General features: G+C 34.2%; 13 protein-coding genes. 8 read left to right on the top strand and 5 right to left on the bottom strand.

What is annotated here, in order from left to right; translation table 11 throughout:
- Positions 1 to 1,023 (bottom strand): aspartate-semialdehyde dehydrogenase, encoded by a 1,023-nt coding sequence (locus AB3210_RS00585; RefSeq protein ID WP_052264832.1) that lies wholly within the window; start codon positions 1,021 to 1,023, stop codon positions 1 to 3.
- A gap of 138 nt (positions 1,024 to 1,161) precedes the next feature.
- On the opposite strand from AB3210_RS00585, the gene AB3210_RS00580 reads away from it, so the two are divergent.
- Complete coding sequence (locus AB3210_RS00580) at positions 1,162 to 1,587, top strand: hypothetical protein (protein WP_007302139.1); 426 nt, start codon at positions 1,162 to 1,164, stop codon at positions 1,585 to 1,587.
- A gap of 28 nt (positions 1,588 to 1,615) precedes the next feature.
- Here the strand turns inward: AB3210_RS00580 and AB3210_RS00575 are convergent, their stop codons facing one another.
- Complete coding sequence (locus AB3210_RS00575; protein WP_007302140.1) at positions 1,616 to 2,902, bottom strand: APC family permease; 1,287 nt, start codon at positions 2,900 to 2,902, stop codon at positions 1,616 to 1,618.
- Between the two features lie 70 nt (positions 2,903 to 2,972).
- On the bottom strand, positions 2,973 to 4,247 hold the full coding sequence (locus AB3210_RS00570) for an APC family permease (RefSeq protein WP_052264831.1): 1,275 nt from the start codon (positions 4,245 to 4,247) through the stop codon (positions 2,973 to 2,975).
- A 138-nt stretch (positions 4,248 to 4,385) separates the two neighbouring features.
- Between AB3210_RS00570 and AB3210_RS00565 the strand changes: the two genes are divergently transcribed.
- Together AB3210_RS00565 and surE are read left to right on the top strand one after the other, a co-directional pair.
- Entirely contained in the window at positions 4,386 to 5,825 is a 1,440-nt protein-coding gene (locus AB3210_RS00565) for a hypothetical protein (protein ID WP_017532208.1), read from the top strand.
- A gap of 198 nt (positions 5,826 to 6,023) precedes the next feature.
- Positions 6,024 to 6,794 (top strand): 5'/3'-nucleotidase SurE, encoded by a 771-nt coding sequence (gene surE / locus AB3210_RS00560; RefSeq protein ID WP_096097213.1) that lies wholly within the window; start codon positions 6,024 to 6,026, stop codon positions 6,792 to 6,794.
- Here surE and hisS read toward each other — a convergent pair.
- Both hisS and AB3210_RS00550 read right to left on the bottom strand, forming a co-directional pair.
- Complete coding sequence (hisS, locus tag AB3210_RS00555) at positions 6,791 to 8,014, bottom strand: histidine--tRNA ligase (RefSeq protein ID WP_052264829.1); 1,224 nt, start codon at positions 8,012 to 8,014, stop codon at positions 6,791 to 6,793. The genes surE and hisS overlap by 4 nt on opposite strands.
- Entirely contained in the window at positions 8,011 to 8,583 is a 573-nt protein-coding gene (locus tag AB3210_RS00550; protein WP_367363655.1) for a NifU family protein, read from the bottom strand. Before AB3210_RS00550 ends, hisS begins: the two co-directional genes overlap by 4 nt.
- A gap of 172 nt (positions 8,584 to 8,755) precedes the next feature.
- Here AB3210_RS00550 and AB3210_RS00545 point away from each other — a divergent pair, with 172 nt between their 5' ends.
- The 5 genes from AB3210_RS00545 to AB3210_RS00525 all read left to right on the top strand — a co-directional run bounded on the left by AB3210_RS00545 (position 8,756) and on the right by AB3210_RS00525 (position 14,367).
- Positions 8,756 to 9,004: a J domain-containing protein gene (locus tag AB3210_RS00545; RefSeq protein WP_007302145.1), complete on the top strand. Its 249-nt coding sequence runs from the start codon at positions 8,756 to 8,758 to the stop codon at positions 9,002 to 9,004.
- Between the two features lie 90 nt (positions 9,005 to 9,094).
- A complete protein-coding gene (locus AB3210_RS00540; RefSeq protein WP_052264828.1) occupies positions 9,095 to 10,177 on the top strand; it encodes an ankyrin repeat domain-containing protein in 1,083 nt (360 codons plus the stop codon).
- A 247-nt stretch (positions 10,178 to 10,424) separates the two neighbouring features.
- Positions 10,425 to 11,480 carry an ankyrin repeat domain-containing protein gene (locus AB3210_RS00535; RefSeq protein ID WP_052264827.1) on the top strand — a complete coding sequence of 352 codons (1,056 nt, stop codon included), beginning with the start codon at positions 10,425 to 10,427 and terminating at the stop codon, positions 11,478 to 11,480.
- 257 nt (positions 11,481 to 11,737) lie between these two features.
- Entirely contained in the window at positions 11,738 to 12,919 is a 1,182-nt protein-coding gene (locus tag AB3210_RS00530; protein ID WP_096097215.1) for an ankyrin repeat domain-containing protein, read from the top strand.
- A gap of 266 nt (positions 12,920 to 13,185) precedes the next feature.
- Complete coding sequence (locus AB3210_RS00525) at positions 13,186 to 14,367, top strand: ankyrin repeat domain-containing protein (protein WP_019236738.1); 1,182 nt, start codon at positions 13,186 to 13,188, stop codon at positions 14,365 to 14,367.
- Positions 14,368 to 14,393: the final 26 nt, after the last annotated feature.

Below are 14,393 nucleotides of genomic sequence, written 5' to 3'. Positions count from 1 at the left end.
CTATAAATGCTCTTTGATCAAGATCTCCAAGATCTGCACTATATTTAGTGCTGCACCTTTGCGTAGATTATCAGCTACTATCCACATATTTAATCCGTGTTTAACGGTATCGTCTTGTCTAATACGCGATATGTATACGGCATTCTCTTGCACAACATCAATCTGAGTCATATATCCACCATCTTCGCGCTTATCTTGCACTAAAACTCCATCGTCTTCACTGAGCATTTCACGAGCTTCTTCTTCAGTTATATGCTGATCAAATTCTACATTTACTGCTATAGCATGACCAACAAGAACAGGTACTCGGACACAAGTTGCAGTTACTTTTATATCCTCTTCTAAAATTTTTTTTGCCTCCTCTTGCATTTTCCACTCCTCTTTTGTAGAACCATCTTCCATGAACTCTCCTATATGAGGAATGCAATTAAATGCTATTTGCTTAGGAAATATTTCAGGTTTTTTAGCTTCATTCATAAAGATTTTTTTTGTCTGATTGTAAAGCTCATCCATTGCTGCTTTACCTACACCAGAAGTTGATTGATAAGTTGAAGCAACGATTCTCTTTATTTTTGCTTTTTGGTGTAATAAATGTAATGCCAGCAACATTTGTATTGTAGTACAGTTTGGATTAGATATTATGTTATGGTTTTTATACTCCGTAATTTTATCTTTGTTGATCTCTGGAATCACTAGTGGCACGCCTTCTTTCATCCTAAAACGAGAGGTATTATCTACGACAATACATCCAGCTTCAGTTGCAATCGGTACGTATCTCTCGGAAACATGAGACCCAGCACAGAAAATTGCTATATTAATTCCAACAAAATCGTAGTTCTCAAGGTCTAAGACAGTTAATTCTTCATCGCCGAAACTTACCTTTTTTCCCTTTGATTTTTTCGATGCAAAAGCAACAACAGAATCTATCGAAAATTTTCCCTCTTTTTGAAACTCAGCAAGCATGGTCAATACCTCATATCCTACTCTTCCTGTTGCTCCAATAACTGCAATCTTACATCCCATATAAATAAACCTCTGATTTTAAAGCTATATTATATTTTTACTGATAAAATTTACAATTACTTTAATATTTTTACCTTGCAATTAACCATAATTTAGTTATAATTATAAGACACTAATAATATTGCATGGTAGAATGAAATGAGTAAAAAACATGATGACACTAAGGTCAAACCTGCAGTATCTGCATTTCAAAAGCCTGAAAAAGTCAATAGATTAGAGATTCAAAATGTTCTTTCGAAAAAAAGCAAGCCAGCGATAAATTTTGATGATAAAAAGTATGGTGTGAAAATTTCTAAGATAGACCAGCATCTTTCAAACAAGAAGCAAGAATCTTTTGGATTAAGAGATTTTTTAAGTTCAATACCAATAATAGGAAGATTTTTAGTGAAAATTTTCACGCCTGAAAAAGAAGAGTATAAAAAACTGCAATCGCAAATAGGTCTTTCTAATAAAGCAAAAAATGAGATCTACATAGATAATAAACGCACAGAAGAAGTAGGTAGCAAACTTGAGAATGGTAATATTGAACAAGTAGATAAAGAGAAAAAAAATCTTGGCCCATAAATATTAACCATTTAAAGTGTATCTCTCACTACTGAATTTGTTGCACAGAAGTTTTGCAGTACCAAAATAAATAAATGGGTATGCCACTTGCAGTGAACAGGCTCGAAATCAGCAGAGTACCTACAGGGGTTTCTAATATCACCCAACAACAAAAGGTTGTTGCTATGCTACCAATTAAAAGCTTATAACAACTCCTCTCCTGTATAATAACCTTTAGAAAGGCAAAACAGCACGCAAGATAAACGAACAAAAATGAAATTACAGAAAAGTCAATAATCGACGTAATCTGCTGGGCAAAATTGTTGTTTGAAGTGAGAATTAGTAAAATTGCAGTTCCAATTGAACTAACTGTTATTCCCCAAAAAGGAGAGCCATGCTTGTTCCTTTTAGCAAAGAATTTTGGCATTAGTCTATCTTCTGCAAGACCAAAAGCAACTTGTCCACTAGATAAAACCCAAGCGTTTAGACTGCCAACACAAAAAATGAATGCAACTATAGAAACAATTAAATGCCAATTACCAGAAAACATAATTTTTATCGCATCAACATATGGTGCTCTTGAACTTGCTAAATTGTTGCCATTGATCAATCCCATAATTGCAAAATTGTTGATAAAATATATAACAGCAACACAAACTGTGCCAAGCACCACAGCTTTTGGTATAGTTTTAGCTGGATTATCAACTGACCCTGCAGGTGCTGTTGCCAATTCAAGTCCAATAAAACACCATAAAGTAAGGAGTGTAGAGCGGGCAAGAATTTGCGATGTTGTAAGACTTAATATTTCTTCACTTATGATAAAATTATTTCTATCGAAAAAAAACAACGCTGCTACAGGTATTGCAAGCAATACAGCAACCTTCACAACCGTGAGCAGAAACTCAACGTGCCCTGCAGTAGCTATTCCCCTTAAATTTATTAATGTAATGATTGTAAATAACAACAGCTCTAAAAATAAACGCATACTTTTGATATCTTCATGGAAAAATGGTGTAAGATAGCCAACACCCACAACTATTAAAGCTGTTGTACTAACCCATGAGATTACCCAATATGTCCAACCAACAAAGAACGCTGCGGTAGAACCAAAAGTATGTTTCACATAAACGTGAGGACCTCCTGTTTCTGGAAACTTTGCACATAGCGTAGCAAAAACTAGCGCAAGAGACACAGCACCAGCTCCTGATATCATCCAACTTATAAGGCTATAAGCGCCATATGGAGCAAGGCTAATTGGAAGCATAAAAACCCCAGAGCCGATCTGACTACTAATGACTAAAGCAAAAACAGCCCAAAAACCTATTTTATTTGACACAATACCTCTTAATTCTATTAATGTAAGCCAGTAGTATAGCTTAAGAATTTTAGCAAATAAAAAATTTAAGTTAAGTTTTTAGTTTATGATACCAAAGTAGATAAATAAGTGTTCCGCTTAAAGGGAATAGACTTGATATTAACAATGTTTTTATAGAAGTCTCGTATATTACCCAACAGCAAAAAGATACAGCCACACCTCCAATTAAAAATTTGCAGTAGCTTTTGTCTTGTATATTAACTTTGAGAAAAGCAAGGCTACATGCTAAGTAGATAAACAAAAATGACACCACAGAGATATCAATTATTGAAGTTACTTGCTCAGCAAAACTTTTGTTTGACGTTAGGATAAGTAAACCTAATACCCCCAAAGTACTGAGTATTATTCCCCATAATGGAGCATCATGCTTATTTTTTTTGCCAAAAAATTGCGGCATTAACTTGTCTTTTGCAAGGCCTAAGGTGACCTGTCCATCAGCTAAAAACCAAGCATTTAAATTACTTACAGAAACGATAAAGGCAACAACAGAAATAATTAAATGCCAATTACCTGGAAACATAATTTTTATCGCATCAACATATGGTGCTTTTGAACTAGCTAGTTCATTACCACTTATCAATCCCATAATTGAAAGACTATTGATGAAATATATCACAGCAACACAAACTGTTCCAAGCACTATAGCTCTTGGTATTGTCTTAGCTGGATTATTGACATATCCTGCAGGTGCCGTTGCTGATTCAAGTCCAATAAAACACCATAGAGTAAGGAGTGTAGAACGAGCAAGAGTTTGTGATATTGTAAAGTTTGATACTTCCTCGCTTACAATAAAATTATTTTTATCAAAGAAAAACAACCCTGCGATAGGTATTGCGAGAAGTGCAATAATTTTAACAATGGTCAGCAAAAGCTCAACATGCCCAGCAGTAGTTACTCCCCTTAAGTTTATTAGCATAATAGCTAAAATTAATGTTATTTCTAAAAGCAAACGTATATCTTGTATATCATTATGAAAAAGCGGGGCTAAATAACCGATACTTGCAATCGTTACAGCAGTTGAGCTAACCCACGAACTTACCCAATATGTCCAACCAACAAAAAAAGCTGCTGTAGAACCAAAAGCATGTTTCACATAAATATGAGGACCGCCCGTTTCTGGAAATTTTGCGCAGAGTGAAGCAAAAACTAAAGCAAGAGATATAGCACCAAATCCTGATATAACCCAGCTTATGAGGCTATAAGCGCCGTATGGTGCAAGGCTGATTGGGAGCATAAAAATTCCAGAGCCAATTTGGCTACTAATCACCAAGGCAAAAATAGCAAAAAAGCCTATTTTATTTGACACGACAATGTTTAATTTTTATCTGAATAATTAACAATATAGTTGAAGCTCAGAAATTTCAATTGGTCTTTACAAAATTTGCATTTTTTTAATTTAAGCATATAATAAAAAGTATATTAATAGATTATTAAGAAGCGGGGTATGAATCCAAGGTTAAAAGATTTTTTGATTATTTGTGGGGGTATTTTATTGTTTGTTTCCGCTATTGGAGCAATTTTTTTATTTGAATATTTATTTGATATCTTTATTAATGCGCTTTATGCATTCCTTCTTGCCAAAACTTCAAGTGAAGTATTAGCATTTTTTGGAACACTTGCAATTTTTTTAGCTGTTGGCGTTTCATGCTACGGACTGCATAAGCTCTGTTCTATTTTTACAGAAAAAATTACAAGCAGCTATCAGTCTTTCAAAAATGAAAATAGTGATGATAACATTTTTTCTGAAGTATATAATGATCCAACAGTAGGGTTAAAAGATAAGATTTTATTTTTTTCTATATACTCAATATACTACATTCAATTACCATTTTTGTATTGTGCATCAAAGATATCAGAACTTAGTAGAATGTTATCAGAGAGTAGAGCGCTCGGTCTTAGAATATGTTTAGTGCTTATCAATACTATATTATTGATCCCTGTAGCGCTTCTTGAGTTAATAAAGTATCCATTAATAAAGCTCTTCTCGCCTCTGGGTTTAAGTGTAAAGCAAATGAGCTTTTTGTTTAATGTAAGTGATGTAGGTACTGGTAATCAGAATGTTCATACTAGAAGTTTTGAGCAAAGTGTTATTGAGTGTGCCAAAAAATTAAAGGAAGAATATGGGACTCCATCAAATGAGCTGGATGAAGAGTTTAAAAACTATATAGGCGGTTTGACAAATCAGCAGAAAGAACTGATAGCGCCTTATTTGAAGGTAGATAATTATAGAGAAGGAGAATGGGTAAGGTGGGTAGATTCCAAAACCGGACTGACATTAACACAGGCCATAAATCTAGTTTTAATTGCAGCAACAAAGCAAAATGCAGATGTAGAGCTGTTGAAATCCATATTGCTGGTTCGTTTTGAGGAAAGTAATCGCCAATGTGGTCCTGGAATGCTTAATCGTATCATTTATGCATTAAGTGGCCTTGAAGCAGAAAATAATTTTGCAGCTCAACTAGAGCCTCAGATAATAGGAGAATTGGCCGGTAATGCTACTAAAAGATTTCTTGAGAGATCTGTAGATAAGCACTACTTTAAAATAAAAATTTTAAAAGAAAATTTTGATGACTTATATTCGCTAGGTTCTGAAGTGGATTTGAGCAATGCAAATGATGAAGTAAAGGATGGAATTTCTCATATGAGAAGTGCTATAAAAGAATTTGTATTTAAAGAGTTATATGTGAAGTTTTATAATGACTATGGAGAACATATTCGTAGAGGACAGATAAAACAAAAGCTAAGGGAATTAATAACAGGTGAAGTCGTAGATGCAGCAATATATGGTAAGATAGATGAAGTAGCAATACCTGCAGAACCATCCACTTGCCTTGAAAGAGTGAAAGCATTTTTGGGAAATATAGCAAGGTTTTCTGCTGCTTAGCACGCCTCTAGAGTTTACTAAACTTTGATTGTGAGTTAGGTGTGAAGCTAAAAATTGGTATTTACGATTAACTCACAGCAAACTAAACGATGGCAACCTGGTCACCCTCTAATTTTTCCTTATTGATTCGTAGCAGGTTCTTTGCTATGGTTATGAAAAGAAACCTCATCAGTATACTTTGATAGGTGAGTATTATATATGATAATATTGATAACAAATGATGATGGTTTTAAGAGTGAAGGAATAAGATTACTTAAAGAAATTGCACACAATTTTGCATCGGAAGTATGGATAGTAGCACCAGATACTGATAGGAGTGGAGCTGCAAGGTCTCTTGACTATCCAGTAAAGCAATTTATTAAAATAAGTCAACATAGTGAAAGGGAGTTTAGTGTGTCTGGTACTCCCGCAGATTGTGTCATTATCGCGTTAAATAAAATTATGAATAAAAAACCAGACTTAATATTATCTGGAGTAAATATTGGATCAAATGTCGGCGATGATATTTGTTATTCAGGCACAATCGGTGCTGCAATGGAAGGTGCTGCAAGATCTATACCTTCTATTGCGCTGAGCCAAGTTTATCATGATAAAATAGACTGGAACAATACAAAGATTTTTGCACCAAAGGTTATTGCCAAGCTAATGAAAGTTGGTTGGCCTAAAGATATAGTGATGAGTATAAATTTTCCTGCTACAGAAAAAGTGAAAGGGGTCGAATTTGCTGAACAAGGTGAATATAACATTGATGGTGATTTAACTTTTACTGAAAACTTAAATGGTTCTTTGAGCTTAAATTGGTCTCGGGAACACTCAGGCAGTGGTAGTGTAGATAAAATAAAAGGAGGTTTTATTACTATTACACCGATAAAATTAGATTTTACAGATTATGATATATTAAATGCTATGAAAAATTCTTGTGCAGAGGAATTTTCTTCTATAGCTAACACTCCTATTGCTTCTGATTAGATATTTTCTACGGTTTTATCGCGAGCAATCATTTTTTCTTCACCCGTGTCCATATTTTTAATTTTTAAAGTTTTACTGCTTAGCTCTTCATCACCAAAGATTAATACAACTTTTGCATTTGCTTGATTTGCTTTTTTCATTCGGGTTTTTAGAGTTCCACTATATTCGTAAATCACATATAAACCATTTCTGCGTAATTCACTTGCAAGTGTTAGAGCATGTTCTTCAGCTTCTCCACCGATTGGAATTATATAAATAGGCCTCTCTTTTTTTTCAGCATAGTTGATTAATTCCATTATACGCTCAATCCCCCCTGCAAATCCTATTGCTGGAGTGTGTTTTCCACCTACTGAAGATACTAGATTATCGTATCTTCCACCGGCAAAAACTGCTCCTTGTGCACCTAAATCTTCTGTGACAAATTCAAATACTGTGTGACAATAATAGTCTAGACCTCGAACTAATTTGCTATTTACAGTGTAAGGTATGCCAAGAGCTTGCAGTCCATTTAACACCTGGTCAAAGAAATATGAAGATTCTTTTGTATAATAATCACTGATTTTTGGTGCGTCAGAGATTATTTCTTTATCTGTCTTATCCTTAGAGTCTAATATTCTGAGTGGGTTTTTAATCAATCTATTTTGACTATCTTCTGATAGGTCATTTTGAAACTTTTTTAAATACGATATCAAAGCTTCTGTATACTGAGTTATTGTTTCACTATCACCCAGAGAGTTGATTTCCAGCTTTACATTTTTATTGATGCCAAATTCAGTTAGTAAGTGCTGAGCGAGTGATATCAATTCAATATCAGCTTTTGGATCTTCTATGCCAAAAACCTCAAAATTTATCTGATGAAATTGCCTTTGTCTTCCCTTTTGCGGTCTTTCATAGCGAAATGCAGGCCCTATTGAAAATAATTTTATCGGCGCTTGTAGTTTTTTTTCAATGAGTAACCTAACAATAGCTGCAGTGAACTCAGGACGCAGAGTTATGCTCTTTCCCCCTTTATCAATAAAAGTATACATCTCTTTAGTGATAATATCTGAGCTATCACCTAAAGTCTTTGTAAAGACTTCTGTGTATTCAAATATCGGAGTTTGAACAGGTAAAAAGCCGTATAAACTTGAGATTCTGCTTGCTGTTTGCTCTATGTGTTTAAACTTGTACCATTCATCAAACAGGAGATCTTTTGTTCCTCTAACTGTTTGATTAGTCATAGCATAGTCTCTATACCTGAAACTTCTGGTATGTGATAGCTTAGCATATTCTGCACTCCTTGTTTTAAGGTAATTGCAGCACTTGGGCACCCAGAGCAAGCTCCTTGCAGTTCAACGTAAACTATTCCGTCTTTATAGCCACGGAACTTGATATCACCACCATCTTGAGCAACTGCAGGTTTAATATAACTTTCCATCAATTCTTTTATTCTATTTACAATTTCTATATCATTTTCATTAAAGAATTCTTCCTCTAGCATTTTATTATCACTTACTCCTTCTTTATCAAATGCTTTTCCACTAGAAGTAAAGTGATCCATAATTGTAGTTAAAATTTCCACCTTTACTATATCCCAATTCATTCTATCTGATTTTGTTACCGAAATAAAATCATGACCAAAAAATACTCTTACAACATGTTCTATTTGAAAAAGATTTACTGCTAGTTTGGAGTTCTTTATTTCATCTGCATTTGAAAAATCAGCTGTTTCTCCTTCGCTCAGAATTTCAAAACCAGGAAGAAATTTCAGCGTGTTTGGGTTTGGTGTTTCTTCAATCTGGATAAACATGTTATTTACCATGACAATTATAATTGTTACTATTTAATCATAAAATGATAAAAAAATATACATGTCATTCATCTTCTTCCTTTTTTTGATATTCACAATAATCACGTTTGTTTTACCTAGCGTTGTTGTATTTTTTCTCTTTTTGGCAAAGAGAAATAACATAAGTTTTATGATGCACTCTATATTAAGTAAGTTTTTGAACGAATTTAACAGCAGTAAAAGTTACACCAAAAATTACACTGGTGATAATATGTCCAAAGATGAAGCATTAAAAATACTGGGGCTGAATTCCGAGGCAAGCCAAAATGAAATCAATAAGGCATACCAAAATTTAATGAAACTGGTCCATCCAGACAAGGGAGGCTCGGAATATTTTGCACAAAAGTTAAACGCAGCACGTGATAGGTTGATGAAGACCTAATTTTAACTATTGTTTTCTCTGTAAATTTTGCTTGTACATATTAAGTTGCATGATATAAAACCGGAAACATTATTCTTTAGGAGGTATTTGATGAAAAAACTTGAGAGATTGAGAAAGAATTTATTTGCGGCTATAGATGAGCTTAATATTAATAAAGTTAAAAGATATGTTAAAAAGGCAAGATATATAAATAAAGAAAAAGAGATTATTAATGGTAAAAAAGATGGTATGGCACCTATACATCTTGCTGTTTATAGAGGTAGCTTAGAGATAGTGCGGTTTTTGCTTAAAAATAATGCTAATATTAATGCTGTTAGTGATGGATGTCTTGTTCCTTACTCGTACGTTACTGCCATGAATAGAAAAGCAGAAATAAAAGAAATGATATATCATTGTACTAGTAGTACCACTTCCCAAGTAATGCAAGGTTTTACAGCTTTACACTTAGCCTTTTTTTATTGTCGATTAGATATCGCGAATCTTCTGCTCAATAATAACACTATTAATATTAAAAATGCAAATGGCAAAACGGCATTTGAGGTTATCCCTGGTTATGAAAATCTTTGCAGTGATGGCTGTGACATAGAAAAAATATTCTTAGCTGTGTTAAGATTTCATAAAAATAATTGTACAGAACTATTACTTTCTGCTAGAATAAATACTAAATTAGAGTTAGAAGCTGGTGATACTCCAGATGCAGCAAGTAGTATAGCAAACCCTTTCTCAACCTCCACCAGGGCAAATACTAAGATAGGATTGGAAGCTGGTGATACTCCAAATCCTGCACCAAGCAGTGCAGTAAAACCTTTTTCTTTTATTAATAGTATATTTAGTTGGGTAACCACTGCCACACTCAATGGCTTATTCAGCAGTGCTCCTACTTTACTTCCTGCACAGCAATTTGTTGATCACTTAGCTGGTAGCCCAATTGGTTCTTCACAAGTTGATTTTAATGCAACAGCTCTACTAGTTGATGTAGTGGTCAAAAAGTTCACAGGGAAAAAGTATTCAAGACTACTGGACAATCCACCTCTGACAAAACTTGATATTATAGAAAAAAAACTCGAGACGGCAATTAGTAGTTGTGAAAAACTTTATCAATGTCCTGAAAGTTCATTAAGCAATTTAACGATATCTAAAAGTATGCATCAAAAGTCCCTTCAAATCAGTTAAAATAAGCTCTCTAATTCGAGTGCTTATTTACAAAACTTATCCCTTATTTCCTCTTCTAAAGCAGATTGCTTATTATCAAGTAATAAAAATTATGAATTAGGGGCTTAAAATATTTTGCAAAAAAGTTACGTGATAGATTGCTGAAGACCTAATTTTTAACTATTGAAATTTTTCTCTGTAAATTTTGCTTGTATATATCAAATTGTGTGATACAAAATCGGGAACGTTGTCTTTTAGGAGATATTTGATGCAAGGGATGCAAAAACGGATAAAAACTGAGAACTTTGTAAATGAGTTATTTATTGCCATAAAAGAGCATAGTCTTCTAAAAGCTAACATATGTATCAGAAGTGCAGTGTACATGAACCTAAGAAAGCAGATTTTTATTGGTGAAAAATACGGTATGAAACCTATAAGTTTTGCTGTGAAAGAAAATAGCTTAAAGATATTGAGGTTTTTGGTTAATAACGGCGCCAATGTTAATGCTGCTAGTAGTGAAAGCTTGAGAGTTGCATTGCACGTTGCTGCTGAATATGGCAGAGAAGATGCAGGACAGCTTCTACTTAGTCGTTATGCTAAGATCAATTTGCAAGATATAACGGGTAAGGTGCCTTTGCACTTAGCGTCTTTCCATTGCCAAGTGGCAATGGTGGAACTTCTTATCAAGCATGATGCTAATATTTATATAAGAGATGCGGGTGGTAGAATACCACTAGATGTTGTTGGAGATGATCCAAAATCTATATGTACTAGTAATACAAGGCAAAAAATAATATCTACATTAAAATGTGCTGATAAAGAAGTTAATTGTCAGACATTAGCTTCTAGAGCAAATCCTAAGGTAATAGAAGCTAGGAATTACTTTAGCTATCATGATAATAGTACAAATGCGTTAAGCAGCGCAGTAAAACCTTCTTCTTTTATTAATAGTATGTTTAGTTATGTGAGAACTTCAATTACTGCTGTACTCAGTAGCCTATTTCAAAGTACCCCTGCTTTACCTCCTGCACAGCAATCTATTGCACATTCAACTGGAAGCTCAATTGGTTCTTCACAAGTTGATTGTAATGGAATAATTCTGCTAACTGCTGTAGCAATAAGTAAGTTCACAGGGAAAAGATATTCAATGCCACTGGATGATTCACTTTTAACGATAAGACAGGTTAAAGAAAGAAAACTTAATTCTCTAGAAAGAGATGTCAAGATGGCACTTAGCAAGTGTGACAAGCTTCATCAGTATCCTGAAAGCTCACTGAGCAACTTCACAATATCTAAAGGCGTGCATCATCAAAAGCACCTCTAAATCAGTTAAACTAAGCACTCTAATTCGAGTGCTTATTTACAAAACTTATCCCTTATTTCCTTTTCTAAAGCAGATTGCTTCTTATTAAGAGCAAAAAAATTTGAATAATGAAGCTCAGCATATTTTGTACAAAAGTTAACGTGGTAGGTTGCTGAAGACCTAATTTTTAACTATTGAAATTTTTCTCTGTAAATTTTGCTTGCACATATTAAGTTGCATGATATAAACCCGGGAGATTCTCTTTTAGGAGGTATTTGATGGAAAAACAAAAAATAATTGAGATTTTAGGAAGAAAATTAGTTTCTGCTATAAGCAGAGGTGATTTTCAGAAAGTTAAAGAATGTATTAAAGAGATAGAGTATGAACAAATAAAAAATGAAGTTTTGAATTATGAAAGATACTATATGAAACCTATACATCATGCTACTCTCTTGGGTAATTTAAAGATATTAGAGTTTTTATGTAACAGCGGTGCTGATGTTAATACTACTATTAGTAATCGATATTTGAGTACTCCCTTGCACATTGCTGCTAGACATGATAAACTAGAAATAGCAAAGTTTTTACTTGATCGTGATGCTAACATCAATGCTACAAATTATAAAGGCTTTACACCTCTGTACTTAGCATCTGACCACTGTCATTTAAATATGGTAAAACTCCTACTCTGCAAGGGTGCTGATGCTAGTATTCAAAGTCGTTACGGCAAAACAGCATTAGATGTTGTTGGAGATGCTAGAAAAGATGAATGTAGTAGTAGTGAAATTCAAAAAATAGAATCTGTATTGAGCAGTGCTACTGAAGCTGACTATGAAGCAAAATTAACTTCTATAAAAGCAGGTATTAAAGACGCTAACGACAGCACAGATTTGGTAAGTAGTGCAGCAAGTCTTTCGTTATCCACTACCAAAGCAATTAAGATGGAATTGGAAGTTAGTAATACCAAAGACTTGGCAAGTAGTACAGCAAACCCTTTCTCAGCCTCCACCAGGGCAAATACTAAGATAGGATTAGAAGCTGGTGATACTCCAGATCCTGCATCAAGCAGCGCAGTAAAGCCTTCTTCTTTTATTAATAGTATATTTAGTTGGGTAACCACTGCCACACTCAGCGGCTTATTCAGCAGTGCTCCTGCTTTACCTCCTGCACAGCAATCTGTTGACCACTTAGATGGTGGCCCAATTGGTTCTTCACAAGTTGATTTTAATGGAACAGCTCTACTAACTGATGTAATGATCAGAAAGTTCACAGAGAAAAAATACTCAAGGCCACTAGAAGATTCACTTCTCACAATACAAGAAATTAGAGAAAGAAAGCTTAACACTATAGAAAAAAACTTCGAGATAGCACTTAGTAAGTGTAAAAAACTTTATCAATGTCCTGAAAGTTCACTTAGCGATTCAACAATATCTAGGTTTTCATCATCACAGTCCCTCTAAATCAGTTAAAATAAGCACTCAAGTCTGAGTGCTTATTTTCGTATAATCCTCTTTAAGTTAAAGCTCTTATATGTTGGGAATAAGCTGCTACGAAATTTAAGTAAATTAAGGAGGTTTATGGTGTTTTGTACAAAAACTAAATGTAGCACATGATGAAATAACAATCTCTTACGTTGTAAATTTTTTTTAATTTTACATATAAATTTCACTAGCATATGCCCGAATTATGTGGTATAAGGGCAAAGATTTTATCTTTTAGGAGGGTTATGGTTACAAAAACAGAAGTTGAAAAATGGAGAGATGGGCTACGTTCTGCAGTAAAGGAACGTGATTTTCAAAAAGCTGAGGAGTATATTAGCGAAGGAAAGACACATACTACTAATGTTATTAACTCTAAAGATAGAAATGGTAACTCACCTTTATCGATTGCTGTTAGTAAACAAGATTTAGAAATGATGAGGTTTTTAATTGAGAATGGCGCAGATGTTAATATTGAGGATTATTTTCATGTGCCTCCTATATACTATGCTGTTACGAAGGGCACCACAGAAATGATAGAGCTTCTAATCGATAAAGGAGCAAGCATTAGTGGTTATTTTTCATATGCTGATAAAAAACGCACTCTTGTAGGTTGGGCTATAGACAAGAATAGTCCGGAAAAAGTGGAGGTCTTACTTAAACATGGTGCTAGCCCAAACGGCAAATTTGATCTTCTTGCTTATTCACAAAATTCATGCCTACATGCTGCTATTGAAAAAAACTACTCAAGAATAGTTGAGCTTCTTATTGAATATCGTGCTGATGTCAATGTTCAAAACGAACAGGGACAAACACCTATATATTTGGCTATTAGTTTAAAACGTCCAAAAATAATGAAGCTGTTATACGATAGTGGTGCTGATATTGATAATGTTAAGGATATAAGGAACGAGACACCATCAGATTATGTTAAGTTATTTTATCCCGGTAAAACGATAAAAGAGATTGTTGCAGAAGCAGAGAGTGCCAATGTAAACCCAGGTGATACTACTCTTGCACCAAGTAGTGCAGTAAGACCTTCTTCTTTTATTAATAGTGTATTTAGTTGGATGGGAACTTCAACAACTGCTGCACTCAGTAGCTTATTTCAGAGTGCCCCTGCTTTACCTCCTGCACAGCAATCTATTGCACATTCAACTGGAAGCTCAATTGGTTCTTCACAAGTTGATTGTAATGGAGCAATTCTGCTAACTGCTATAGCAATCAGTAAATTCACAGGGGAAAGATATTCAATGCCACTGGATAATTCGCTTTTGACATTGGAGCAAATTAAAGAAAGAAAGGTTAGTGCTATAGAAAGAAATGTCAAGATGGCACTTAGTAATTGTGAAAAACTTTATCAATGTCCTCGAAGTTCATTAAGCAATTCAACAATATCTAAAGGTGTATATCATCAAAAGTCCCTTTAAAACAAGCACTCAAATTTGAGTGCTTG

The organism is Wolbachia endosymbiont (group B) of Scrobipalpa ocellatella (assembly GCF_964188425.1).
GTDB lineage: Bacteria > Pseudomonadota > Alphaproteobacteria > Rickettsiales > Anaplasmataceae > Wolbachia.
Note: the sequence above shows the minus strand (reverse complement) of the source record. Positions and strands in the feature narration are given on the sequence as shown.

Bases quoted from the DNA above. Each gene is read 5' to 3' on its own strand.
- AB3210_RS00585 (WP_052264832.1), bottom strand. From the start codon at position 1,023: ATGGGATGTAAGATTGCAGTTATTGGAGCAACAGGAAGAGTAGGATAT.
- AB3210_RS00580 (WP_007302139.1), top strand. From the start codon at position 1,162: ATGAGTAAAAAACATGATGACACTAAGGTCAAACCTGCAGTATCTGCA.
- AB3210_RS00565 (WP_017532208.1), top strand. From the start codon at position 4,386: ATGAATCCAAGGTTAAAAGATTTTTTGATTATTTGTGGGGGTATTTTA.
- surE (WP_096097213.1), top strand. From the start codon at position 6,024: ATGATAATATTGATAACAAATGATGATGGTTTTAAGAGTGAAGGAATA.
- hisS (WP_052264829.1), bottom strand. From the start codon at position 8,014: ATGACTAATCAAACAGTTAGAGGAACAAAAGATCTCCTGTTTGATGAA.
- AB3210_RS00550 (WP_367363655.1), bottom strand. From the start codon at position 8,583: ATGTTTATCCAGATTGAAGAAACACCAAACCCAAACACGCTGAAATTT.
- AB3210_RS00545 (WP_007302145.1), top strand. From the start codon at position 8,756: ATGCACTCTATATTAAGTAAGTTTTTGAACGAATTTAACAGCAGTAAA.
- AB3210_RS00540 (WP_052264828.1), top strand. From the start codon at position 9,095: ATGAAAAAACTTGAGAGATTGAGAAAGAATTTATTTGCGGCTATAGAT.
- AB3210_RS00535 (WP_052264827.1), top strand. From the start codon at position 10,425: ATGCAAGGGATGCAAAAACGGATAAAAACTGAGAACTTTGTAAATGAG.
- AB3210_RS00530 (WP_096097215.1), top strand. From the start codon at position 11,738: ATGGAAAAACAAAAAATAATTGAGATTTTAGGAAGAAAATTAGTTTCT.
- AB3210_RS00525 (WP_019236738.1), top strand. From the start codon at position 13,186: ATGGTTACAAAAACAGAAGTTGAAAAATGGAGAGATGGGCTACGTTCT.